The following is a 24,373-nucleotide window of genomic DNA, read 5'->3' as shown; positions in this document are numbered from 1 at the left end:
AGGCCCGGGCGCCGGCACTCGGCCCGGAGCCCGCCGGGCGGCCGCCCGGCGGTGGTCTGGTCGCGCACGCGACCCACCAGCTCGTGCGCGCGGCCGGCGCGCTGCGTGCGGACCGGCAGGACCTGGCGCTGGAGTGCCTGCTCGACTGCGGGCGACACCTGGAGCACCTCGGCTGGTCCAACCCGGCCCTGTTCCCGTGGCGGAGCTGGGCGGCCCGGCTGCTGCGCCGGCGTGGTGCGACGGGGGCCGCGCTGGAATGGGCCGACGAGGAGCTGGCACTGGCGCGGGCGTGGGGCGCCCCCGCCGCACTCGGGCGTGCCCTGCGGGTGCGGGGCTCGCTCGTCGGCGGGGCCGCGGGCGCGACCCAGCTGAGGGAGGCCGTCGAGGTGCTCAGGGACTCGGCGGACACGGCCGCGCTCGGTCGCGCCGAGATCGCGCTGGGGCGGCACCTCGCCGGCACGGGCGCCCCCGAGGGCGAGGCGCTGCTGCGCCGGGGTCTGCGCCGCATCGAGGAGGCCGGGGCCGGGGACCCGGACACCGCGACGCCGGTACCGACGGTCGAGCCGGCGGCCGGTACCGGCGACGACGGGGAGGAGTCCGCAGCGTGGCTCGTCGTCGACGCCCTGACCGATGCCGAGCGGCAGGTGGTGGACCGGGTGGTCGGCGGGGCGACCAACAAGATGATCGCCGAGGAGCTGGGGGTCAGCCGCCGGGCCGTGGAGAAACGGCTGACCAGCGCCTACCGCAAGCTCGGGGTCAGCGGGCGCAGTGCGCTTCGGGGGGCGGACTGACCGCCGCTCCCGGTGCCGGGGGCGGCGCTCGTCACGTGCGCGCGGTCCAGCTCGCGGGCGCCTGATACCCGCCCTGGCCGGACCAGCTCGTCGGGGCCCGGTAGCCGTCCGCGCCCGGCCAGGACGCGGCCCGCCGGTGCCGGTGGGGTGCCGCGGCGACCCGGCCCCGTCCGGCCAGGGTGCACAGCGCCACGGTCACGGCGGCCACCTCGGCCGGGGTCGGGTTGCCCCCGGTGATCAGGATCCGCGGTCCGGGGCCCGCCGCGGTGGTCACGTCGGCGGGTTGCCGTGCTTGCGGACCGGCAGCTCGGCGCGCTTGGCACGCAGCATCGACAGCGCGTCGACGAGGACCGCGCGCGTGTCGGAGGGGTCGATCACGTCGTCGACGAGACCGGCCTCGGCGGCGTAGTAGGGATGCATGAGGTCGTTGCGGTACTGCTTGATCCGCTGGGCTCGGGCGATCTCGGGGTCGGGCGCGGCGGCGATCTCGCGCCGGAAGACGACGTTGGCCGCGGCCTCGGCGCCCATCACCGCGATCTCGTTGGTCGGCCAGGCGAGGGACAGGTCCGCTCCGATCGAGCGCGAGTCCATGACGATGTAGGCGCCACCGTAGGCCTTGCGCAGGATGAGCTGGACCCGCGGGACGGTGGCGGCGCAGTAGGCGTAGAGCAGCTTGGCGCCGTGCCGGATGATCCCCCCGCGCTCCTGGTCGCCGCCGGGCAGGAAACCCGGCACGTCGACGAGGGTGACCAGCGGGATGCTGAACGAGTCACAGGTGGAGACGAACCGGGCCGCCTTCTCCGAGGCGTGGATGTCGAGCACCCCGGCCAGCGAGGCCGGCTGGTTCGCCACGATCCCGACCGTGTGCCCGTCGAGCCGGGCCAGACCGCACACGATGTTGGTGGCCCAGTTGGCGTGCACCTCGAACAGGTCGCCGTCGTCGACCACCTCGGCGATCACGTCCCGCATGTCGTAGGCGCGGGTGGTGTCGGCCGGGACGATGTCGAGCAGCGACGGGGTGGCCCGGTCCGGTGGGTCGGCGGTGGGGGCCACGGGCGGCTGCTCGCGGTTGTTCGACGGCAGCAGCGACACGAGGTGCCGCACGTCGGCGAAGCAGGACTCCTCGTCGTCGTAGACGAAGGCGCCCGCCCCCGACTCCGTGGCGTGCACCTCGGCGCCGCCGAGTTCCTCGTGCGTGATCTCCTCACCGGTCACGGCGGACACCACGTCCGGTCCGGTGATGTACATCTGGGCGATGTCGCGGACCATGAACACGTAGTCGGTGAGGGCGGGCGAGTAGGTCGCGCCCCCGGCACACGGGCCGAGCATGACGCTGATCTGCGGGACGACGCCGGAGGCCCGCACGTTGCGGCGGAAGATGCCGCCGTAGCCGGCCAGCGCGGTGACGCCCTCCTGGATCCGGGCGCCCGCGCCGTCGCTCAGGCTGATCAACGGTGCGCCGGCGGACTCCGCCAGATCCATCACCTTGTGGATCTTCGTGGCGTGCGCCTCGCCGAGCGAACCGCCGAAGATCCGGAAGTCGTGGGCGTAGACGAACACGGTGCGGCCGTCGATGGTGCCCCAGCCGGTCACGACGCCGTCGGTGTGCGGACGGCGGTCCTCCAGGCCGAAGCCGGTGGCGCGGTGCCTGCGGAACTGCTCGATCTCACGGAAGCTGCCCTCGTCGAGCAGCATCGCGAGGCGCTCGTGCACGGTCAGCTTGCCGCGGGCGTGCTGCTGCTCGGTCGCGGCGGTGGACGGGCCGGAGCGGATCTGCTCGCGGGCCGCGTGCAGCTCGGCCACCCGCGACCGCAGGTCCGCGGTCGTCCGGATGTCGTCGGTGGCGGTCATGTTCTCACCTCTCGCCTCGGGACGTCGTCGGGTCGAGCAGTCACTTCACGTGATCGGGCACGACCTGGGGCGGCCACGAACCCAGCTCGAAGAAACCCATCGAGTAGGCCTTGGAGATCAGCGCAGGCCGGTTCTTGACCCGCATCTTCCGGAGCAGGGCGGTCACGTGGTACTCGACGCCGCCGCGGCTGAGGAACAGGGTGGAGGCCAGCTGCACGGTGGAGGCACCGGAGGCGACCCCCTCCAGGATCTTGGCGTCCATGTCCGACAGGATCCGGCGTGGTCCGCTCCAGGCCGTGGACGGCTCGGCGTCCCCGGTACGCAGGACGACGACGACCCCCTCGACCCGGCCCGCGTTCCGCGCGATCGCGGTCGCCATCAGGTCGCCCCGCAGCGACGAGCCGGCCCCGGCGATCGCGACCGACCGCTCCTGGAAACGGGGCTGCTGACCGTCCAGCAACCGTTCCATCTGGTGCCGGACACGGGTACGGATGCTTCCGTCGAGGAGGTCGCAGAACGCCGATCCGCACACGTCGCCGAAACCGATGTCGCACATCCGGCGGAACATCTCCTGGTTCGCCGCGACGACGCGCAGGCCTCGGTCGAGCGATACCATGCAGGCACTGATGGATTCCTGGGAAATGCGCTCGGTGGTGTCGCCGTCATAGGGCAGGACTCGCATCGAATAACTCCCCGAAGTTCAACGGAACACGCTGTTCCGGGAGCGGACCGGACAGTCGCGGTAGCCGTTCTCGATAACCGATTCGACCGTATGGGGGCCGCTCGACAGGGGTCAACGGCAGCGGAGCGTAAGCGCTTAACACTGTGGCCGCCGGAGTGCGGGGGTTCGGTGGGGTGTGGTGCGGTATGTGATCTAGATCACTACGGTGTGGGGTGTGGGTGCTGGGGTTCTGCTGGTCCCGGCCGTGGTTCGCACGGGTGCGCGCGACGTCCGCGGGACAACCGGGGTGCCCGTCCGTGCGATGCCGCAACGACCGCTCCGGCGGCACCGGGCGTCGCGTCAGTACCGGACGAGGCCGGCTTCGCGCAGGTCGTCCAGCCAGTCGTCCATCATGTCCCGCATCGCCCAGGGGTCGGTGTCCCAGAGGTCGGCCAGGTGGGCGGCCGCGTCGCCGAGGTTCCACGCCGTCCGGCACAGCGCGAGCCACATGGCGGTGCCGACCTCGTCGCACAGCAGGCGGTCGCACCGGCTCGGATGGCCCAGCTCCATCCAGCCGGTGTCGAGCACCCGGACGGTCAGTCCCGGAACGGGTTCCACGTCGATCCCCCTCGGTGTCGGACGGGCTCGGCCCACGAGTCCGGGACCGGCCACGTCGCCGGTCCGTCGCATTCCCGACATGATGCGTTCATGTTGGCCGTCCCCGATCGTCATCGAGGGAGGACTATGCCGCCGATGTCGCCCGGATACCACCAGTATCCACTGCGTGGATCGAACCCGGGCAGGTCCATGGAGGAGGAACTGGGTGTTTCCCGACGAATTCCGTGGTGGTGCTCCGTTCCACGACGCACCGGGGTAAAATGATCACCGAATCGCGTGCACGTCCGTCGGACGGAGGTCGTATGAGTGTCGGGGGCCCAGCCTGGGGAGCCGTCCGTCGGGCGGACCGCGCGGTGCTCCGCGAGCCCGTCGTCCGACTGCGGGGCCGTCGCTGATGCCCCGTCCGGTGCTGCTCGGCCGCGCCGGCGACCTGGCGGAGGTCGACGGCGCGCTCGCTCGGGCCGTCGGCGGCACGGCGAGCCTGCTCGTGTTCACCGGCCCGATCGGCATCGGGCGCACCGCACTGCTCGAGGAGTGCGCGCGCCGGGGCGCCGCCCGCGGGATGCAGGTCGCGCGAGCCGGGGGCACCGACGAGGAGGGTGGCATCCCGCTGGGCACCGCGCGCGAACTGCTCGCCGCGTGCGGCGGTCCCGGCCCGTCGCCCCCCTGCGGAGAGCCCGACGGGGACGACACCGGCGCCCTCTCCGCCGCACTCGCCGGTCGCGCGGCGGTCGCACCGGTGCTCCTGCTCGTCGACGACGCGGCCCGCTGTGACGCCCGGTCGCTGCGCTGGCTGGCCCGCCTGTGCTGCCCGCGGGCCTGCCTGCGCGTGGCGGTGGTCCTCACGGTGCTCGACGGCGATGCCGGACACGACGGCGGTGCCCGACACGGCGGCGCCACCGGGGGACTCCCGACGGAGCTCGCGGCGGTGGCCGACGCGGTGCGGCCGCTCGGTCCCCTCTCGGACGAGGCGATCTCGGTGACGGCCCTGGCGGCACTCGGGCGGGACGCGACCCCGGAGCTCGTGGCCGCGCTGTCCGCGGCCACGGAGGGGAACCCGCTCCACCTCACCTGCGTGCTGGAGGAGCTCGCTGCCCGGCCGCAGTGCACCACGGAGCCGCCGGCGCGCCGGGTGGCCGGCGCCGCGCCGGCACGGCTGCGGGACCGGTTCGCCCACGCCGTGCGACGGCTGCCCGCCACCGAGCGCCGGTACCTCGCTGCGGTCGCCGTCGCGGGGGAGAAGGCCGACGACGTGATGCTGGCCCGGCTCGCCGAGCTGGACGCGACCGATCTCGCCGTGGCCGGTGCTGTCACCCGCAGCATGGGGCTCACCGGGCCCGAGGGCCACCGGCTGCGCCACGGCCTCGTCGGCGCCGCTCTCGGAGTCGTCCAGTCCTCGCACCAGCGCCGCGATCTGCACCTGCGTGCCGCCCGGATGCTGCGGGACGCGGGCGCGCCGTCCGACCGGATCGCCGCGCACCTTCTCACGGCCGGCGGGGCGGCTCCGGCCTGGACGGTCGAGGCGCTCCGCGACGCGGCGGGGACCGCGGTGCGGCGCGGAGAGTCGTGGACCGCCGTCCGCTATCTGCGACACGCCCTGCTCGCCGGACCGGACGAGCCGGGGCGGGCCGCCGTGCTGGTCGACCTGGCGGGCCTCGAGCGCTCGCGCGACACCGGGCTCGCCCTGCGCCGGATCGTCCAGGCAGTGCCGTTGCTCGGGTCGCTGCGGGAACGGGCCGCGGCGTTGTGCCGGGTGACCCCGCTCGCGCTGGAGGGCGCCGCGCCGCCGGTGATCGCGCTGCTGCGGGGGGTGGCCGAGGAGCTGGGCCGGTACGGGGGCACCGGGGACACAGAGACCCGCGAGCTCGCCCTCCGGGTCGAGGCCCGTCTGCACTACGTCGACAAGCACACCCGTGCCGGACTGTCCGCCGCCGCGGCCCGGCTCGACGAACTCGAGGCACTCCCGGACGGGCTACCGATCCGGACCCCGGGGGAGCGGGAGCTCGCCTGCGTCCTGCTGCACTCCGCCGCCGTCGGCGGACACCGGCCGGCGAGCGTGGTGGCCGCCGCCTGCCGGGCGGTCCTGGCCCGTGAGCCGGCGTCGTCGGACCACGTCCACAGCACGGTCGGGATGCTGGTGACCTGTCTGTGCATGGCCGACGCGGTCGAGGACCTCCCGTCCTGGCTGTCGGTCGCGCTCGAACAGGCGCGGGCCGAGCGCGCTCCGGTGGCCGAGGCGGTGCTGCACGCCGAGCTCGCCGCGGTCCTCGTGTGCTCCGGTCGCGTCGAGGAGGCCGCCGAGCAGGTGCGGTCGGCGGTCGAGCTGGTCGACGAGCTGGCCGACGACTCGCTGCTGCCCGGGACGGTGCTGGCCCCGGTGCTGACCGCGGTGCCGCACGGGCCCGGGGCGGACCGGGTGCTGGCCCGGTACGGCGCGACGCCGTCGGTCCCCCCGGGATTCGGGGCCTGCCTGCAGATGTTGCGGGCCCGGGTGGCCGCCGAGGCCGGCGACGCGGAGACCGCGCTGGAGTACTGCCTCGACGCCGGCCGCCGGTTCGACCAGGCGGGATGGACCGCCACTCCCGTGCCGTGGCGTCCGTGGGCGGTCGAGATCCTGGCCGAGCGCGGCCGCAGGGCCGAGGCCCGGGCACTCGCCGAGCAGGAGCTGGCGCGGGCACGCCGCTGGGGGGCACCGGCACAGCTGGGCCGGGCCCTGCGGATGCTCGGGCAGCTGGGCGGGACCGACCGGGGCGCGGAACTCCTCGAACAGGCGACCATCGTCCTGCGGACCTCGGGGGACCGGTCGGAGGCCGAGCGCGCGACCAGGGCGCTGACCGCACACCGCGCCCCGCCGGGACCCGGTGACCTCCCGCCCCGGACCGGGGACCCGGCGGGACCGCCGCCGCGCCTGCACGACACCGTCGGGACGCCCGTACCCGGACACCGGCCCACCTCCCGTGCCTCCGCCGCGCTGACCCGGTCCGAGGAACGGGTCGCGACGCGCGCCTCCCGCGGCCTGACCAACCACGAGATCGCCGCTGACCTCGCCGTCAGCGTCCGGGCCGTGGAGAAGCACCTGACCGGCGTCTACCGCAAGCTGGGGGTGCCGGGCCGCGCGGCGCTCCGCCGGCTCCGGGAGAGTGGTTCCGATCGTATCGCCTGACCAGTCGGGGAGCGGCGCACCGCCGCCCGGGGACCGGCTGGCCGCGATGCTGCGCCACGAACCGCCCGGCGTGGTCGAGCTGGCCAGGGCCGTCGCCGTGCTCGAGCCGGACGCCGATGCCGGCACTCGCGCCCGGGTGGCCGGGCTGGACGACGTGGCGGCCGCCCACGCCGCGGAGCGCCTCGTGGAGCTGGGGGTGCTCGACGGGCACCGGTGCGGGCACGATCCGGCCCGCACCGCCGTTCTCGAGGCCGCCGGTGCGGACCGGTGCCGCCGACTGCACGCCCGCGCCGCCCGGGTGCTCGACAGCGAGGGTGCACCGCTCGACCGGGTGGCCGACCACCACCTGGCGGCCGGGCCGCCCCGGGACGGGGGCGTGGTCGAGCTGCTGCACGTCGCGGCCGCCCGCGCGGAGCAGCGCGGTGACCGCGTACGGGCGAGACGTCTGCTGGAGCACACGCTGACCGGGCCGGTGGGCGGCCGTCGGCGGGCCGCACTGCTGGTGGACCTCAGCGTCGTCGAGCGGGTCGCCGCCCCGGCGACGGCCCGCGGCCACCTGGTCGAGGCGCTGTCCCTGCTGCCCTGCGCGCGGGAACGGGCCGAGCTGCTCGCGCGGACGGTCGCCCGGTCGCCCGGGGGCGCGGTGGACCTCGCCCCGCTGCTGGAGGACGTCCTGCGTGACCTGGCCGACGCGGGCACGGGGACGAGCGGGCAGGACCGTGAGCTGCGCCAGCGGCTGGAGGCGCTGGTGCTGCACGCCGCCTGCGAGGACCCCTCGGGTGCCGCCCGGGTCTGGGAATGGGTCGCGCGGACCGATCCCGGCGAGCTGGGGGCGGGAGCCGGCGCCGACGTGCTGCGCAGCGCCCACCTGCTCTTCTCCGCGCTGGCCCTGCACACCGACGCCGCGACGGCGGCTGCCCGGACCGCCGAGGCGATGCCCGCAGACCTGGAGGACGACGCGTACCTGCACCCGATGCAGGTGGCGGCGCTCGGCCTGCTGTGCTGGGCCGAGGCCACCACCGGTCTCGACGGTGTCCGTCGACGGACCCTCGACGCCGCCCACCGCACGCACCGGACGGACGTCGAGGCGTTCCTGCGTGGGGTCGACGCGATGCTGCTGTTGCGGCGCGGGCAGGTGCCTGCGGCGCTCGCCGCCGCCCGGGCCTCGCTCGACGTGCTGACCGGTGCGACCCGGTTGATGGTGCTCCGCGCGGCGACACTGGCCCTGGTCGAGCTGGGGCGGACGGCGGAGGCGGAGCGGTTGCTCGCTCCGGTCGACGACCGGAGCAGCGCCGACCGGACCTGGCGGTGGAACTACCTGCTCGACGCCCGTGCCGCGGTTCTCGCGGCGACCGGGCGGACCCGCGAGGCGCTCGCGCTGACGCTGGAGTGCGGACATCGCCTGATGGCTGTCGGGATCGTCAACCCGGTGGTGCTCGACTGGCGACGGCGGGCCGTCGAGCTCCACCACGAGCTCGGTGAGCACGAGGCGGCGACGGCGGCGGCCGAGGAGTACGTCACGCTCTGCCGGCTGTGGGGGCCCGAGGGGTACGGCGGTGCGGCGCTACGGGTGCTGGGGCTCGTGCAGGGCGGGGAGCGGGGACTCGCGACGCTGCATTCGGCCCGTGCCGAGCTCGGCGCCTCGCCGCTGGCCCTCGACCGGGCACGGTGCACGGTGGACCTGGGCGCGCGGATGCGCGCGCACGGCGCCGCCGGCGAGGCGCGTGCCCTGCTGCGGCACGGGCTGGAGCTGGCAGTCGACTGCGGCGCTCCGATCCTGGCGGCTCGCGCCCGCACCGAGCTCGCGGCCGCCGGCGGGCGGCCGCGGCGCGGCGGCTCGTCCTCCCTGACACCGGCCGAGCTCGGTGTCGCCCGGCTGGCCGCAGGGGGAGCGACCAACCGGGACATCGCCGCGGTGCTGGGGACGTCACAGCGGGCGGTCGAGGGACACCTCACGCGGGTCTACCGCAAACTGGAGATCGACGGTCGCGAGGGGTTGGCATCCGCACCGGGTCTGCGGGTCGGTACCTGTCGACCGGGTGGGCAGGGTGACGTCGATGCTCCGACCCGGGCGGTCGCGCCACGGCCGTAGTCGCCGCACGGAAGCGCCCGGATCTGGGAGTCGTACACTCCGAATCCCCGTCGTACCGGGACGTCGCCGAGCGATCTCTCGCCGAGGGGCCCGACGACGGAGATCAGCAGACCGCCGGCTCCTCGAGGCCGTGGACGACGGGCATGATCGCTTCGAGGGACAGGGCGACGCTCACCAGGTCGATCGGGTCCGCCTCCGGGGCGCGGTACTCCGCCACCAGCAGCGGCCCGGCGACGAGCAGCAGCGCATGACCGGGACCGCGATCAGGAAGACCGAGGCCCACCGGAAGACCTGCCGCAGTGCGCCACCGATCACCGGGCCGAGTGCGCTGCCGACCGGGAACATCGTGACCCACAGCCCGATGGCCATGTCCCGCCCGGCGCCCGATGCGGTCGCCCAGGCTGCCCATCGTGCCGAGTAGGCCGGCGATCATGAAGCCGTGGATGTCGATGATGCCCAGCATCTGCTGCGCCGTGGCGCCGAGGCCCGGGGTGATGGCCGGGCCGGCCAGGTGCATATTCACCTACCGTCGGTACACGAGTTCGGGAGGGTCCATGACCGGAGTACGGATCCGGCAACGGGAGCAGACGCGGAAGGCCTTGATCCACGAGGCGCGGACGCTGTTCGCGCAGCGTGGCTACGGCGCGGTCGGACTGGCCGAGATCGTGGTCGCCGCGGGCGTCACCAAGGGCGCCCTCTACCACAGCTTCGACGGCAAGATCGGCCTGTTCCGCGAGGTCCTGGCCCAGGTCCAGGCGGAGGTGGCCGACCGTGTGTCCACATCGGTCTCCTCCGGTGCGGACCCCTGGACCTCGTTTGTCGCCGGCTGCCGGGCGTTCCTCTCGGTGTCCAACAACCCGGAGCTGTCGCGGATCATGCTCATCGACGGGCCCGCCGTCCTCGGCTGGTCGGAGTGGCGCCGGTTGGACGAGCAGACCTCCGCGCGTCATCTGGCGGAGTCGCTGCAGCAGCTCGTCGATGACGGGGTGATCGTGTCCCAGCCCGTCGAGCCGCTGACCCGGCTGCTGTCCGGCGCGATGAACGAGTCCGCTCTGTGGCTGGCCGAGTCCGGGCGTGCGGGGGACGGGGAAGCCGTCTGGAACGTCTTCCACGGACTGCTGTGTTCGCTCCGCGAGCGGCAGCCGCACGGGCCCGGTCGCGGCACGGCTGGTCAGGCGTCGGTGGTCCCGTCGGCGTCCGACGGTTCGGAGGCGTAGCGCCCCATCGGCTCGGCTCGTTCACCTCCGACGGTCCGGGCCGTACGCCGCGATCCGCTCCAGCGGCAGCGGCTCCAGCTCGTCGATCGTCAGCACCCCGTCCGGGAACGGCGCGAGGTAGGGCGCCTGCGGCTGCGACTCCCCGGCGTTGCGCAGGCCGCCGACGACGTCCGCCCCGAGCTCCCGCGCGAGGGCGACGTCGGCCGCCCCCGGCGCGACGACCGACGAGCGGGCCGGGGAGACCGGTGGGGGACACACACCCCGACAGTCGTCCGCGGGCGGCTCCGATTTCCGGGGAGCGGCGTCCCCACACCCGCAGCGGTCCGGCGGCCCCGCGCGCAGACGCGCCCGGGGCCTGCGGCACCCGTGACGGACCGCCGGGGAGCCCACCGGGGCACGTGACGTGCCGCGTCGTTCCCGGTAGGTTCTGCTAGTGAACAGCTGATCACCTCACGACGGCGTGGGTGCGCGGAGCGCGGTCGTGGCCGAGGAGGACCCGCCGATGAACATCGCCACGCTCCTGCGCCGCAGTGCGGCCGACCACCCGGCGGACGTCGCGCTCCGGCTGGACGACGTGGAGATCGACTACGCCGGGTACGCCGAACGCGGCGCCCGCTTCGCCGCGCACCTGAGGCACACCGGGGTCGAGCCGGGGGAGCGGGTCGGGTTCCTCCTGCCGAACTGCCCCGAGTACCTGGTCGGGCTGCTCGGCACGTGGCAGGCCGGCGCGGTCGGCGTGCCGCTCAACCGGATGTTCCCCGACGCGGCGCTCCGCCACGTCGTGCGCGACTCCGGGCTGCGGGTGCTCGTGCTGCCCGCCGCGGACCGGGACCGGGTCGCCGCGCTGCTGGGCGACGAGTGCCCGGAGCTGCTGACGACCGACGGGTTCGCCGCGGCCCTGGCGGCCCACGAGCCCGCGGCCGACGTGCTGCCCCGGCTCGACGGCGAGGACGCCTGCATCATGTACACCTCGGGCTCGACCGGGGTGCCGAAGGGCGTGCGGCAGACCCACCGCAACCTCGCCGCCGAGGCGGAGGGCGCCATCGGCCGCTACCGGCTCACCGCCGCCGACCACGTGCTGAACTGCATGCCGCTGTTCCACGTCGGCGGCCTGCAGCTGGCGAGCCTGCCGTTGCTGCTGCTCGGCGGGCAGATCACGTTCATGCCGCGCTGGGACGTCGTGCGGTGGCTGGAGCTGGCCCAGGAGCTGCGTCCGACCTTCGGTGGCCTGATCTCCACGATGATGATCGACGTCGGCAACCGGACGGTGGGGTCGCCGGTGGTGCTCGACTCCTTCCGGATCTGCATGTTCGGCGGTTCCCGCACCCCCACGGCCGCGATCGAGCGGCTCGAGGCGGGGACCGGGATCGCGGGCGTGGAGATCTACGGCCAGACCGAGCAGAACGGCCTGGTGGTCACCTACGGCCCGGACGACGTGCGGCGTCCGGACTCGATGGGCACCCCGCTGGAGCAGATCGTGCGCACGCGGCTCGTACCCGTCGGCGGCGGCCCGGACCTGCGCCCGGGGGACGAGGGTGTCGGCGAGCTCTGGGTCCGGGGGGACGCGGTCACCCCGGGGTACTGGAACATCGACGTCCCGGAGAAGTGGTCGGCGGACGGCTGGTTCCGCACCGGTGACCTGATGTCGCAGGACGCGGACGGCTACCTGTACTACGTCGACCGGATCGACGACATGATCGTCTCGGGTGGGGAGAACGTGTTCCCGCAGATGGTGGAGGAGCACCTCGCCGCCCACCCCGACCTGGCCGAGGTCGCGGTGATCGGCACCGCCCACGAGCGCTGGGTCGAGCAGGTGACCGCGGTGGTCGTCCCCACCAAGCCGGGTGTCACCGTGGAGCAGATCGCCGCCTGGTGCGCCGCCGACCCGAACCTGCGGGGGATGCACGGACCCAAGCGGATCGAGATCGTCGACGCGCTGCCCCGCACGGGCAGCGGCAAGCTCGACCGGCCCGAGCTGCGCGCGATGTTCCCCTGACCCGGCGCGGGGCCGCCGCCACGGTCAGCCGGGTAGCAGGGCGACGGGGATGTCGACGAGGCGGCTGCGCAGGTACTCGCCCAGCCCCTTGGCCTGCGGGTCGGGGCGGGTGGCGGAGGCGACGCCCGCCCCCAGGATCCCGATCACGACGATGTTCAGCGCGCGCAGGTTCGGCAGGTCGAAGCGGCGGATCTCCAGCCCGGCGGCCTCCGGCAGCAGCTCGCGGACGCGCTCGACGGTGAGGTGGCCGCGCAGCCACGTGTACTCGTCGTCGGTGCGGGTCCAGAGCCCGATGTTCGCGTTCCCGCCCTTGTCGCCGGAGCGGGCCGCCGCGATCTCGCCCAGCGGCAGCAGCCGGGTGGGCCCCGCCACGGATGCCGGCACGACCGGTTCGGCCGGGGCGGGGACCCCGGCGGTGACCGGGCTGTGCGGCACCGGTGTCGTGGTGCCGTCGGGCAGCGTGACCCGGTGCTCCACCTCGGAGGCGGGCACGAGGGACGGCCAGTAGACGCCGAAGGCGCTCTCGGACGAGGGCGGCGTCGTGGTGTGGAAGCCCGGATAGCCGCCGAGGGCGAGCTCCATCGTGGTGTTGGAGAAGGCCCGCCCGACCGTGCGTCGGTCGGGATCCTTCACGGTGACCCGCAGGTGGGCGGTGGCCTCGGCGTTGGTGGGGGCGTCGGGGTGGTCGAAGCGCAGCAGCTGCGCGTCGAACTCGGCGAAGCGCTCCCGCCCGCCCAGCAGCTCGACGAGCTGCTGCTCGGCCCAGGCGGCCTTCTCCTCGATCCGGGTGCCGGTGAGCACGAGGGTCATGGTGTTGCGGTAGCCGCCCTCGTAGTTCAGCGCCACCTTGAGCCGGTCGGTGGGCGCGCTGCCTCGGGTGCCGGAGATCAGTACGCGGTGCTCGCCGTCCTGCGTGAGCTGCAGCGAGTCGAAGTGCGCCACGGCGTCCGGGCCGAGGTAGGCGGGTTCGCCGATCTCGTAGAGCAGCTGGGCGGTGACGGTGCCCGGCGAGACGAGCCCGCCGGTGTCCGCGTGCTTGGTGATCACGCTGGACCCGTCGGCGGCGACCTCGGCGATCGGGAAGCCGGGGTAGCGGCGGTCGGTGATCTCCTCGAAGAAGGAGTAGTTCCCGCCGGTGGCCTGCGGGCCGCACTCGATGACGTGCCCGGCGGCCATGGCGCCGGCGATCGCGTCGAAGTCGGTGCGCTCCCAGCCGTGCCACCACGCGGCGGGGCCGACGACCACGGAGGCATCGGTGACCCGCCCGGTGACGACGACGTCCGCATCGGCGCGCAGGGCCTCGGTGATGCCCCATGCGCCCAGGTAGGCGTTGGCGGACACCGGGTTCACCCCCGCGTCGGCGAGCGTGACGCCGGTGTCGAGGTGGGCCAGGGTGTGCCCGGCGGCCTGGATGTCGTCGAGCCGGTCGACCAGGTCGTCGCCGTGCACGTAGGCGATCCGCGGGGCGAGGCCGAGCCGCTGCGCCAGGGCGGTGAGGTCGGACGCCAGCCCGGCGGGGTTGAGCCCGCCCGCGTTCGACACGATCCTGATGCCGCGGTCCAGGCAGGTGCCCAGCACGTGCTCGACCTGGGTGAGGAAGGTCTTCGCGTAGCCGCCGGTCGGGTCCTTCCGCCGCGCCTTGTAGAGGATCAGCATCGTCAGCTCGGCGAGGTAGTCGCCGGTCAGCACGTCGATCGGCCCGCCCTCGACCATCTCCCGCGCGGCGGTGATGCGGTCGCCGTAGAAGCCGGAGCAGTTGCCGATGCGCACCGGTGCGCGGGTCATGCGGGCCCTCCTGCGGGGGTACGGGTCGGGGCGGGGAACGCCGCGGTGACGGCGCCGGGGGCGCGGCCGGGGCCGGGCGGGTTGGCGAAGGTCTGGGCGATCGAGACCCAGTCGGCGGCGACCGGCCCGGTCGTGGCCACGTCGGTGTCGTCGGGGTGCCTGCGCTGGGTCGCGACCAGGCAGAAGCCCAGGGCGGAGCCGGTGACCCGGTCCGCGGCGTCCTCCGGGCCCCAGGTCCACAGCGCGCCGGAGGGGGCGACCAGCTCCACCCGCACGGGCGCCTCCGGGACCTCACGGCCGTTGTTGCGGAAGGTGAAACCGAAGGTCTGCACCCCCAGGTGGGCGACGTGGCGCAGCCGGTCCGTCGGCTCCCGGAGCATCCCGAGTGCGTCGGCGACGTCCTGGCCGTGCGCCCAGGTCTCCATCAGCCGGGCGGTGACGGAGGACAGGGCGCTCATGTCCGGCCCGTACCAGGGCAGCCGGGTCTTCGGCCCGATGCCGCGGAAGGTGCTGACGAGGGCGTCGCGGGCCCCGGCGAACCAGGCCCGGACCTCCTCGGCCCGCAGACCCGCGTGGTCCGCGGCGATCCGGTCGGGGAAGCCGGGCCCGAGCTCCTGCAACCCGTCCGCCCGCGTGCGGAAGGTCGCCGGGTCCGTCGCCGCGAGGGTGGCCGCCTCGTCGAACCAGGCGAGGTGGGTGAGCTGGTCGCGGACGGTCCAGCCCTCGGCCGGCGTGGGGCCGCCGATGGCGGCGTCGTCGAGATCGGCGACCATCGCGCGGACGACCGCGCTCTCGGCCTCCAGGTCGTCGAGGACCGTCTCCATGGTCACCATGGTCAGGCCCCCTGCCAGACGGGGGCACGCTTCTCCCGGAACGAGAGCGGGCCCTCCTGGGCGTCCTGCGACAGGTAGACCGGTTCCCAGATCTCCTCGGCACGCTCGTAGGCCTCGGCGCGGGTGTGGCTCGCCGACAGGTACACGGTCCGCTTGGCCGCGAGCACCGACAGCGGGGCGTTGGCCGCGATCCGCTCGGCCAGCCGCTGGGTGTGCCCGCGCAGCTCGGCGGCGGGCACCACGTCGTTGACCAGCCCGTGGCCCTGCGCCTCGGCCGCGCCGATCGGGTCGCCGGTGAGCAGGATCTTCATCGCGACCCGCGGCGGGACCAGCCAGGACAGCGGCGCGGCCCACGGGGAACCGCGACCGATCCTGACCTCGGACACCGCGAAGCGGGCGTGCTCGGCGGCCACCACCAGGTCGCACTGCTGGGCCAGGAGGAACCCGCCGCCGTAGGCGATCCCGTTGACCGCCGCGATCGTCGGCTTGGGGACGTCGATGTTGCGGCCGAGCTGGGGCAGGAAGTCCGGGGGCGGGACCCGGAGCGCGACGTCGTTCATCTCCTTGAGGTCGCCGCCCGCGCAGAACGCCTTCTCCCCGGAGCCGGTCAGCACCAGGACCTTCGCCGTGTCGTCGGCGTTGAACCGGTGGACGCCGTCGAACAGGCCCTCGCGGACGGCCCTGCTGAGGGCGTTGCGGGCCTCGGGGCGGTCGATCGTCAGCCAGGCGACGCCGTCGGTCACCTCGTAGGTCACGTCGCTCATGTCAGGCCTGCGCCTCCTCGATGACGGCGAGGACCTCGCCGGACTCCACGGTGTCCCCGACCTGCACGCCCAGCTCGGCGACGGTGCCGGCGACCGGGGCGCGCACCAGGTGCTCCATCTTCATGGCCTCGAACACCACGACGACCGCACCCCGCTCGACCTGCTGCCCGACCCCGGCCGCGACCCGGACGACGGTGCCGGGCATGGGCGCGAGCAGCGAGCCGGGGGCGGCGTCGGTGCCGGGCTCGGGCAGCCGGGCCCGCTCGGTCAGCGTGGTGGCGCCGAGCGCGCTGTCGACGTGGACGGTGTCGCCGACGCGGTGCACCCGCACGGCGCGCCGCACACCGCCGACCTGCAGGTCGACCCGTTCCGCGGTGGCGGCGAGCACGGCCGCGCCCGGGAGCGCGGTCCCGTTCACGCCGGCCTCGAGCGTGCCGCGGCCGAGCCGGTAGGTCACGTCGAGGTCGGTGTCGCCGGCCCGGTACTCCGCGTGCTGGAAGGCGCTGCGGACGTTCCGCCAGCCCGACGGCACCGGCTGCTGGACCGCGGCGCCCGCCCGGCGGCCCGCCTGGTCGGCCAGGGCGGCGACGAGGGCGTGCACGACGAGGGTGGACTCCGCCGGGGTGCCGACGAGTGCGGTGGGCTGATGGCGGGTGAGGTAGCCGGTGTCGGTCCGCCCGGCCAGGAACTCCGGCTCGCGCAGGACGGCGACGAGCAGGTCCCGGTTGGTGACCGGGCCGTGGATCTCGGCCTCGGACAGCGCCCGCGCGAGCTTCCGGGCGGCCTCGGTGCGGGTGCGGCCGTGCGCGATCACCTTGGCCAGCATCGGGTCGTAGTGCGTCCCGACCACCGAGCCGTCCCGCACACCGGTGTCGACGCGCACACCGGTCAGGGCGGGCACGGAGAACCGGTGGAGGGTCCCCGACCCGGGCAGGTAGTCCCGGCTCGGGTCCTCGGCGTAGAGCCGGGCCTCGATCGCGTGCCCGGTGATGGTGGCCCCGGTGACCTCCACGGGCAGCGGCTCGCCCTCGGCGACCGCGATCTGCAGCGCCACCAGGTCGAGGCCGGTGATCTCTTCGGTGACCGGGTGCTCGACCTGCAGACGGGTGTTGACCTCGAGGAAGAAGAACTCGCCGTCCTGCGCCATGACGAACTCGACGGTCCCGGCGCCGGTGTAGCCGATCGCCGCACCCGCGGCGACGGCGGCGTCCCCGAGACGGGTGCGCAGCGCGTCGTCGACGGCGGGGGAGGGGGCCTCCTCCACGATCTTCTGGTATCGGCGCTGGATCGAGCACTCCCGCTCGAACAGGTGCACCACGGTGCCGTGCGTGTCGCCGAAGATCTGCACCTCGACGTGGCGCGGGTCCTCGACGAACCGTTCGAGGAACACGGTGCCGTCGCCGAAGGCCGACGCGGCCTCGCGCCGGGCCCCGGTCACGGCGTCGACCACCTCGGACGCGGAGCGGACGATGCGCATACCGCGTCCGCCACCGCCGAAGGCGGCCTTCACCAGCAGCGGGTAGCCGATGCCGTCGGCGAGGGCGGAGACGGCGGCGGCGTCGGCCTGTGCGGCGTCGTCGATCGTGGCGCCGGGCAGGACGGGCACGCCCGCCTTCTCCATCAGCTCCTTCGCCGCGATCTTCGAGCCCATCGCCTCGATGGCCTCGACCGGCGGGCCCACGAACGTGATGCCGGCGGCCGCGCAGGCGCGGGCGAAGTCCGCGTTCTCGGACAGGAAGCCGTAGCCGGGGTGGATCGCGTCGGCGCCGGTGAGCAGCGCGGCCTCGATGATCAGGTCGGCGCGCAGGTAGGTCTCCGACGGGGCGGCGCCGGGGAGCCGCACCGCCTCGTCGGCGGCCTCGACGAACAGGGCGTCGGTGTCCGGGTCGGAGTGGACGGCGACCGTGACGATGTCCAGGGCCCGCGCGGAGCGGATGATCCGTTCGGCGATCTCCCCGCGGTTGGCCACCAGCAGCTTGTGGATGGTCATGCCTCACTCACATCCGGAAGACGCCGTAGCCACGCTGGCCGGCGACGATGTTCGAGTGCGCGGTCGACAGGGCGATGCCGAGCACGGTGCGGGTGTCACGGGGGTCGATCAGGCCGTCGTCGTAGAGCCGGGCCGTGACGAAGAAGGCGTGCGACTCCTGCTCGATCTGGGCCTCGACGGCGGCGCGGTTGCGCTCGTCGGCCTCGGCGTCGAACTCCCGGCCCGACGACGCGGCGGACTGCCTGGCGACGATCGACATCACGCCGGCGAGCTGCGCGGCGCCCATGACGGCGAGCCGGGAGCCCGGCCAGGCGAACATCAGCCGCGGGTCGTAGGCGCGTCCGGACATGCCGTAGTTCCCGGCGCCGAAGGACGCGGCCAGGTTCAGCGTGATGTGCGGGACCTTGCTGTTCGCCACCGAATTGATCATCTTGGAGCCGTCCTTGATGATCCCGCCCTGCTCGTAGCTCTTCCCCACCATGTAGCCGGTGGTGTTCTGCAGGAAGATCAGGGGCGTGTCCGTCTGGTTCGCCAGCTGGATGAACTCCGAGGCCTTCTTGGCCTCCTCGCTGAACAGCACGCCGCGGGCGTTGGCGAGGATGCCCACGGGGTAGCCGTGGATCGACGCCCAGCCGGTGACGAGGCTGGTGCCCCATAGCGGCTTGTAGTCGCCGAACCGGGAGCCGTCGACCACGCGGGCGATCACCTCGCGCGGGTCGAAGGGCACCTTGATGTCCGACGGCGCGATGCCCAGCAGCTCGTCGGGGTCGTGGACCGGCTCGTCGGCGGGCAGCGTGGGACCGGGGCCGAGCTTGCGCCAGTTGAGTTCGGAGACGATCCGGCGCCCGATCCGGATGGCGTCGCGCTCGTCGACGGCGAAGTGGTCGCACAGGCCGGAGACCCTGGCGTGCATCGCGGCGCCGCCGAGCTCCTCGTCGTCGGACTCTTCTCCGGTGGCCATCTTCACCAGCGGCGGGCCGCCGAGGAACACCTTGGCCTGCTGGTCGACCATCACGGCGTGGTCGCACATGCCGGGCACGTAGGCGCCGCCCGCGGTGGAGTTGCCGAAGACGAGCGCGATCGTCGGGATCGCCATCGACGACAGCTCGGTCAGATCGTGGAAGATCTTGCCCGCGGGCACGAACAGCTCGGACTGGGTGGGCAGGTCCGCCCCGCCGGACTCGACGAGGTTGATCGTGGGGAGCCGGTTGATGCGCGCGATCTCCAGGGCGCGCAGCGTCTTCCGCAGCGAGTACGGGTTCATCGCGCCACCGCGGACGGTGGGGTCGTGGGCGATGATCATGCACTCGACGCCGGAGACGACGCCGATCCCGGTCACGATGGAGGCGCCCACGGTGAACGGGGTGCCCCAGGCCGCGAGCGAGGAGAGCTCGAGGAACGCGGCGTCGCGGTCGAGGAGCAGCTCGATGCGCTCCCGGACGAGCAGCCGCCCGCGGTCGCGGTGGCGCTGCTGGTAACGCTCGCCGCCCCCGGCGATGGCGGTCCGGACCTGCTCGTCGAGCTCGGCCAGCACCGCCTCCGCGTGCGCGCGGTTGGCGAGGTAGACCTCGTCCGAGGTGTCGAGCGCGGAGCGCAGGACGGTCGTCACGGGTGTCCCCCCTGGTCCGAGCGGGCCGGGCCCGGGCCGTGTTCCCGGAGGTCCCTGTGCCCGGAGCTCTCCCGAACGTCCACATCGACTCCTCTGCGCATCCGGCCGGCCGGGCGTCGTCGCCCGCAACGAGTGCATCGTCGTTCACTAACCATGCCGGTGGCAAGTCCTGTCGCCAGCGCCGGCCGGGCCCGGCGCGGGCGCGTCCGGAACCGCGTGGGCGGCCCGGCCGCGGCGTCGCGCCGGCGCCGGGGAAGTTGTGAACGACGAGTGACTAAGGGCTTGTGGTCGGCAGGTGATGCCGCGATGCTGTCCGCCTCAGGTGAGCTCGGCAAGGAGGCTGGTGTGGACCTGCAGGGACAGCTCGGGACGATCGATGTCACGCGCCTGCGCGGACGGCGTGCGGTGAACCGCTGGGAGCGGACCTCGGTCGGGGACGTGTTCGAGCGTCTGACCTGGAGCTACCCCGAGAAGACCGCGATCACCGGCCGGCCCGGTGCCTACGGCGAGGAGCGGTTCGCCTCCGTCACCTACCGCGAGGCCGACGGGATCACCAGCCAGGTCGCCCACGCCCTCGCGGCCCGGGGGCTGGAGCCGGGCGCGCGGGTGCTGCTGTTCTGCGAGAACTCCGTCGAGGCCTACCTGGCCAAGGTCGGTGTCGCGAAGGCGGGCATGGTGGCCGTACCGGTGAACCCCGCCCTCGCCCCGGACGTGCTCGAGCACCTGATTGGACAGGCCGAGCCGGGCCTGGCCATCGTCGACGCGGAGCTGTGGCCGCGGGCCGAGCAGGCGTTCACCGCCACCGGCCTGCGGGTCGGCGCCACGATCGCGATCGGCGGCGGGCCCGTCGCGGGGAGCCCGAGCTTCGGGGGTCTCCTCGACGGTCTGCCGACGACCGAGCCCGACGTCGAGATCCACGCGGACGACATCTGGGAGATCCTCTACACCTCGGGCACGACGGCGATGCCCAAGGGCGTGATGATCTCGCACGGGTCGACCCACCTCGCCGCGCTGAACTTCACGGTCTCGCTGACCCGCGGCCTGCGGGTGGAGACCGACCTCAGGGTCGCCACCGCGCTGCCGATGATCTACCACGTCGGCGACCAGATCTTCACCTTCTCGGCGTTCCTGGCCGGTGGCTCCCTGGTGCTCGGCCGGCGCCCGCTGCCCGACCAGCTCGTGGCCACGATCGCCGAGGAGCGCCCGACCGCGCTGTGGGCGGGCTCCCCGCAGTTCGTCGCCGCGATCGACGCCGTGGCGGAGCGGACGGGCGCGGACCTGTCCAGCCTGACCGTGCTGGTGTACGGCTGGGGAGCCCTCGAACCGGCCGTGTACGCGCGGCTGCAGGACCGGGCCCCCGGTCTCGTGGTGCTGGGCATCTTCGGGCAGACCGAGGCGATCGCCTGCCACCGGTTCTGGCCCGCCACGTGGAGCGAGGTCTACGCGCGGACGGCTCCGTCGGTGAACTACGTCGGCGTCCCGAGCCCGCTCCTCGCCTCCGACGTCGTCGACGAGACCGGGGTGTCGGTCCGGGACACCCCGCACGTCCCGGGCGAGGCGGTGTACCGCAGCCCCGTCGTCACGGCGGGCTACTACCTGAACGAGGAGGCCACGCGGGAGGCGTTCCGCGGAGGCTGGTTCCACTCCGGGGACAGCGCATCCGTCGACGAGGACGGTCTGCGGATCATGGTGGACCGCTTCAAGGACATCGTGAAGTCCGGTGGCGAGAACGTCTCCAGCCTGCGGGTGGAGTCCGTCCTGCACGGGCACCCGGCCGTGGAGAAGGCGGCGGTGATCGGGCTGCCGCACCCCCGCTGGGGCGAGGCCGTCACGGCGGTCGTCGTGCTGCGGGAGGGCGCGGAGGCCGACGCGGAGTCGATCATCGCGCACTGCCGGGCGACGCTGGGCGGGTACGAGACGCCGAAGGCGGTCGTGTTCGTGGACGGCCTGCCCGAGACCGTGGGCGGGAAGGTCCTGAAGTACCGGCTCCGGGCGCGGCACGGCGCCCTGTTCGAGCAGGTCTGAGCGCGGACGTTGCGCCCCCGGCGCGGCCGGCCCGCGGCCCCGCCGGGGCGGGCCGCGGGACGACCGGCACACCGGTCACGCCCAGCGCAGCGGGTCGTCCTCCAGTGCGGAGCGGTCCCAGCGCCCGAGGTCCGCGGCGGCCCCGTAGGTCGTGCGGAGGAACTCGGCGACCGCGCGGTCCGGGTCCGGTGCGGCGCGGGCGATCTCGTAGGGCAGCAGGAACTGCTGGAAGTCCGCGCTGTAGAAGGCACCGTCGGGGCCGACCGGGGCCTCGGCGAAGCCGTCGGGCGCGGGGTAGGCGTAGGAGTAGAAGGCGCCCTCCTCGCCGCCACCGGGCCAGAAGCCGCAGCTGGACAGCTCCCGCGAGTAGCCCTCGACCATGACCCAGTCGCCGCAGTTGGGCACTCCGCCCGGGTGCGGTGGCGCCGTCCGACCGGAGAAGCGGGTGCAGGCCAGGTCCATGCCGCCCCAGAAGAAGTGCACCGGGCTGACCTTGCCGACGAAGTGCGACCGGAACTCACCGATCACCCGGTTCGCCTGCAGCAGCTGCCGCCAGAACAGGGTGGCCGCCTCGGCGTCGTAGGAGGCGTGGGTGTGGTCCTCGGCGAACGGGATCGCCGGGTCGACCTCGTTGGGGTGCGGCCGGATCGGCGCGGAGACCCCGAGCCTGTCGAGCACGTCCAGGACCGTGCCGTAGAACTCGGCGACCGGCATCGGCGCCAGCCCGAAGCCGAGCGCGCCGCCGTCGCTGCTGCGGACCTCGAGCCGGTGGCCCAGCAGGTCCAGCTCGATCTCGAAGGCCCCGGTGCCGAACGGGACCGCCGACGTCGTCAGCCCGCGCGGGCCCACGTACAGCGTCACCTGCCACCAGTGGTTGAGCAGCGGGGCGTGGGCCATGCGGATCTTGCCCACGATCTGGGTCCACATGTGCAGGGTCTCGCGGGTGGCGGTCCAGTCCGCCACGCGCAGGCTCGGCCAGCTCGTCGTGGTGCTGCTCATCGGGTCTCCTCGTGGGCGTGGGTCGGCCGTCGCCCGCGTCAGCGGTACTCGGGGTTGGTGTGCCCGGGGTGGGTGCCGTCGTCCCAGGCCGTGCGCTGGTTGCCGTGGGCCGGGAACCCGCCCGCGCCCCGGATCATCGCAGCGAGGTGCATCAGGTTGTAGGTCATGAACGCGATGTTGCGGTTGGTGAAGTCGTTCTCCGGACCGCCGGATCCCTCGTCCAGGTAGGACGGGCCGGGGCCGACCTCGCCGAGCCAGCCGGCGTCGGCCTGGGGCGGGACGGTGAACCCGATGTGCTGGAGGCTGTAGAGGATGTTCATCGCGCAGTGCTTGAGGCCGTCCTCGTTGCCGGTGAGCAGGCACCCGGCGACGCGGCCGTAGTAGGCGTACTGGCCGCGGGGGTTCAGCACGCCCGAGTGGCCGTACAGGCGCTCGATGACCCGCTTCGTCACGGAGCTGTTGTCGCCCAGCCAGATCGGCCCGCCGATGACGAGGATGTCGGCGGCGAGGACGCGGTCGAGCAGTGCGGGCCACGCGTCGGTGTCCCAGCCGTGCTCGGTCATGTCGGGGCGGACGCCGGTCGCGATGTCGTGGTCGACGGCGCGGAACCGGTCGACGCCGACCCCGTTCGCCTCCATGATCTCGATGCTGCGGTCGATGACGCCCTGGGTGTGGCTGCGGCCGGGGGAGCGGTTGAGGGTGCAGTTGACGTAGGTCGCACGGAGCCCGGTGAAGTCCGGACTCCCGGACGGCGCGGACGCATCGGTGGGTGCGGGGCGGGTCACCCGGCGAGTGTCGGGTCCGGCCGGTCCCGGCGGATCGGTCACCGGATCGGTCGCCGGGACGATCCGGACGACGTGGTTACGGTGGTGCGACGGATCGGCCGTGCCACGGTCGCCGGCGGGACGGGGCTGCGGGGGATCATGGAGCTGTTCGGGCGGCGTACCGAGACCGCGGCGCTGGAACGGTTGCTGGCACGCGCGGCCGGCGGCGCGGGTGCGGCGCTCGTGCTGTGGGGGGAGCCGGGAATCGGCAAGACCGCACTGGTCGACCACGTCGTCGACGCCGCGTCCGGGGTCACGGTGCTCCGGACCCGGGGTACCCGGATCGAGACGGGGCTCGCCTTCGGCGCACTGCACGCGCTGCTGTGGCCGGTGCTGGACCGGCTCGACGAGCTCCCGGACCCGCAGGCCGCCGCGCTGCGCGGCGCGTTCGGGATCAGCCGGGACCCGGCCAACCGGTTCCTCATCGGCGCGGCCGTGGTGTCGCTGCTCTCCGGCCTGGCCCGGGAGCGGCCGGTGCTCGTCGTCGTCGACGACGCGCAGTGGGTCGACGAGGCGACCGCGCACTGTCTGGGCTTCCTCGCGCGCCGGGTACGGACCGAGCCGGTCCTGGTGATCCTGACCGACCACGCGGACCCGTCCCCGGGCCCCTGGGACGGGGTGCCGGCGCTGGAGGTCGTGGGCCTCCCCGACGACGACGCCCGCCGGCTGGTCGCCGCCGCCGTCCCCGGCGCCGACGAGGCCCTCGTCGAGGGCACGGTTGCGATGGCGGGGGGCAACCCGCTCGCGCTGCAGGAGCTGCCCACCGTCGGGCGCGACGCCGACGACGGGGCGTCCGGGGAGCCGATGCCGGTGGGGCCCCGGTTGCGGCAGGCGTTCTGCGCCCGTGCCGAGGCGCTGAAACCGGCCACCCGGGCGTTGCTGCTGCTGGCGGCCGCCGAGGGGCGGGGCGACCGGCACGTCGTCGACCGGGCCGGTGCCGGGTGGGGTGTCGACGCCTCCACCTGGGACGAGGCGCTGCATTCCGGGCTGCTGCAGGCCTCGGGCGCCCGCCTCCGGTTCCGCCACCCGCTGGTCCCGGCCGCCCTCTACGATGGCGCCCCCTTCCCGGACCGCCGGGCCGCGCACCGCGCGCTGGCCGCGGCGCTGCCGCCCGAGGCCACCGAGCACCGCGCCTGGCACCTGGCGGCCGCCGCG

General features: G+C 74.2%; 20 protein-coding genes. 7 read left to right on the top strand and 13 right to left on the bottom strand.

Annotation, left to right across the window (positions count from 1 at the left end; all coding sequences use genetic code 11):
- Positions 1 to 791, top strand: a 791-nt coding sequence (locus NH602_RS10710) for a LuxR C-terminal-related transcriptional regulator (protein ID WP_253067739.1), incomplete at its 5' end; no start/stop codon positions are given.
- 31 nt (positions 792 to 822) lie between these two features.
- On the opposite strand, the gene NH602_RS10705 is transcribed toward NH602_RS10710, so the two are convergent.
- From NH602_RS10705 to NH602_RS10690, 4 genes are all read right to left on the bottom strand, one after another.
- On the bottom strand, positions 823 to 1,065 hold the full coding sequence (locus NH602_RS10705; protein ID WP_179760043.1) for an acyl-CoA carboxylase epsilon subunit: 243 nt from the start codon (positions 1,063 to 1,065) through the stop codon (positions 823 to 825).
- On the bottom strand, positions 1,062 to 2,642 hold the full coding sequence (locus tag NH602_RS10700) for an acyl-CoA carboxylase subunit beta (protein ID WP_073575122.1): 1,581 nt from the start codon (positions 2,640 to 2,642) through the stop codon (positions 1,062 to 1,064). The genes NH602_RS10705 and NH602_RS10700 overlap by 4 nt, the downstream gene beginning before the upstream one ends.
- Positions 2,643 to 2,682: 40 nt before the next feature.
- The gene (locus tag NH602_RS10695) at positions 2,683 to 3,324 is read right to left on the bottom strand and encodes a PAS and helix-turn-helix domain-containing protein (protein WP_256494371.1); all 642 of its coding nucleotides are present in this window, start codon (positions 3,322 to 3,324) and stop codon (positions 2,683 to 2,685) included.
- Between the two features lie 339 nt (positions 3,325 to 3,663).
- On the bottom strand, positions 3,664 to 3,921 hold the full coding sequence (locus NH602_RS10690) for a PqqD family protein (RefSeq protein ID WP_139282759.1): 258 nt from the start codon (positions 3,919 to 3,921) through the stop codon (positions 3,664 to 3,666).
- A gap of 394 nt (positions 3,922 to 4,315) precedes the next feature.
- Between NH602_RS10690 and NH602_RS10685 the strand changes: the two genes are divergently transcribed.
- Both NH602_RS10685 and NH602_RS10680 read left to right on the top strand, forming a co-directional pair.
- On the top strand, positions 4,316 to 7,084 hold the full coding sequence (locus NH602_RS10685) for a LuxR C-terminal-related transcriptional regulator (protein WP_253067738.1): 2,769 nt from the start codon (positions 4,316 to 4,318) through the stop codon (positions 7,082 to 7,084).
- A 46-nt stretch (positions 7,085 to 7,130) separates the two neighbouring features.
- Positions 7,131 to 9,176: a helix-turn-helix transcriptional regulator gene (locus NH602_RS10680; protein WP_073575119.1), complete on the top strand. Its 2,046-nt coding sequence runs from the start codon at positions 7,131 to 7,133 to the stop codon at positions 9,174 to 9,176.
- Positions 9,177 to 9,347: 171 nt separating this feature from the next.
- Here the strand turns inward: NH602_RS10680 and NH602_RS32205 are convergent, their stop codons facing one another.
- Positions 9,348 to 9,521 (bottom strand): hypothetical protein, encoded by a 174-nt coding sequence (locus NH602_RS32205; protein ID WP_374210153.1) that lies wholly within the window; start codon positions 9,519 to 9,521, stop codon positions 9,348 to 9,350.
- 209 nt (positions 9,522 to 9,730) lie between these two features.
- Between NH602_RS32205 and NH602_RS10670 the strand changes: the two genes are divergently transcribed.
- Complete coding sequence (locus tag NH602_RS10670; RefSeq protein ID WP_253067736.1) at positions 9,731 to 10,393, top strand: TetR/AcrR family transcriptional regulator; 663 nt, start codon at positions 9,731 to 9,733, stop codon at positions 10,391 to 10,393.
- Between the two features lie 21 nt (positions 10,394 to 10,414).
- Here the strand turns inward: NH602_RS10670 and NH602_RS10665 are convergent, their stop codons facing one another.
- Complete coding sequence (locus NH602_RS10665) at positions 10,415 to 10,651, bottom strand: hypothetical protein (RefSeq protein ID WP_253067735.1); 237 nt, start codon at positions 10,649 to 10,651, stop codon at positions 10,415 to 10,417.
- A gap of 223 nt (positions 10,652 to 10,874) precedes the next feature.
- On the opposite strand from NH602_RS10665, the gene NH602_RS10660 reads away from it, so the two are divergent.
- Positions 10,875 to 12,389: a class I adenylate-forming enzyme family protein gene (locus tag NH602_RS10660; RefSeq protein WP_253067734.1), complete on the top strand. Its 1,515-nt coding sequence runs from the start codon at positions 10,875 to 10,877 to the stop codon at positions 12,387 to 12,389.
- Between the two features lie 24 nt (positions 12,390 to 12,413).
- On the opposite strand, the gene NH602_RS10655 is transcribed toward NH602_RS10660, so the two are convergent.
- Genes NH602_RS10655 through NH602_RS10635 form a run of 5 tightly spaced genes read right to left on the bottom strand, consistent with a single transcriptional unit; the run spans position 12,414 to position 19,370 of the window.
- A complete protein-coding gene (locus NH602_RS10655; protein WP_253067733.1) occupies positions 12,414 to 14,174 on the bottom strand; it encodes an acyclic terpene utilization AtuA family protein in 1,761 nt (586 codons plus the stop codon).
- Positions 14,171 to 14,998, bottom strand: coding sequence for a TIGR03084 family metal-binding protein (locus tag NH602_RS10650; protein WP_308292830.1), 828 nt, complete (start codon positions 14,996 to 14,998; stop codon positions 14,171 to 14,173). Before NH602_RS10650 ends, NH602_RS10655 begins: the two co-directional genes overlap by 4 nt.
- Before the next feature lie 11 nt (positions 14,999 to 15,009).
- Complete coding sequence (locus NH602_RS10645) at positions 15,010 to 15,771, bottom strand: enoyl-CoA hydratase/isomerase family protein (RefSeq protein WP_073575113.1); 762 nt, start codon at positions 15,769 to 15,771, stop codon at positions 15,010 to 15,012.
- 1 nt (position 15,772) lies between these two features.
- A complete protein-coding gene (locus tag NH602_RS10640; protein WP_253067732.1) occupies positions 15,773 to 17,761 on the bottom strand; it encodes a biotin carboxylase N-terminal domain-containing protein in 1,989 nt (662 codons plus the stop codon).
- A 7-nt stretch (positions 17,762 to 17,768) separates the two neighbouring features.
- Positions 17,769 to 19,370, bottom strand: coding sequence for an acyl-CoA carboxylase subunit beta (locus NH602_RS10635; protein WP_179760034.1), 1,602 nt, complete (start codon positions 19,368 to 19,370; stop codon positions 17,769 to 17,771).
- A gap of 306 nt (positions 19,371 to 19,676) precedes the next feature.
- Between NH602_RS10635 and NH602_RS10630 the strand changes: the two genes are divergently transcribed.
- Positions 19,677 to 21,395, top strand: a complete 1,719-nt coding sequence (locus NH602_RS10630) for an AMP-binding protein (RefSeq protein ID WP_253067731.1) — start codon at positions 19,677 to 19,679, stop codon at positions 21,393 to 21,395.
- Between the two features lie 75 nt (positions 21,396 to 21,470).
- Here NH602_RS10630 and NH602_RS10625 read toward each other — a convergent pair whose 3' ends face one another.
- Together NH602_RS10625 and NH602_RS10620 are read right to left on the bottom strand one after the other, a co-directional pair.
- A complete protein-coding gene (locus NH602_RS10625; protein ID WP_073575109.1) occupies positions 21,471 to 22,394 on the bottom strand; it encodes a DUF5996 family protein in 924 nt (307 codons plus the stop codon).
- A gap of 38 nt (positions 22,395 to 22,432) precedes the next feature.
- Positions 22,433 to 23,179, bottom strand: a complete 747-nt coding sequence (locus NH602_RS10620) for a flavodoxin family protein (RefSeq protein WP_253067730.1) — start codon at positions 23,177 to 23,179, stop codon at positions 22,433 to 22,435.
- Between the two features lie 84 nt (positions 23,180 to 23,263).
- On the opposite strand from NH602_RS10620, the gene NH602_RS10615 reads away from it, so the two are divergent.
- Positions 23,264 to 24,373, top strand: a 1,110-nt coding sequence (locus tag NH602_RS10615) for an AAA family ATPase (protein ID WP_253067729.1), incomplete at its 3' end; no start/stop codon positions are given.

Origin of the sequence: Pseudonocardia sp. McavD-2-B, from assembly GCF_024124365.1 — a bacterium.
Taxonomy (GTDB): Bacteria; Actinomycetota; Actinomycetes; order Mycobacteriales; family Pseudonocardiaceae; genus Pseudonocardia; species Pseudonocardia alni.
Note: the sequence above shows the minus strand (reverse complement) of the source record. Positions and strands in the feature narration are given on the sequence as shown.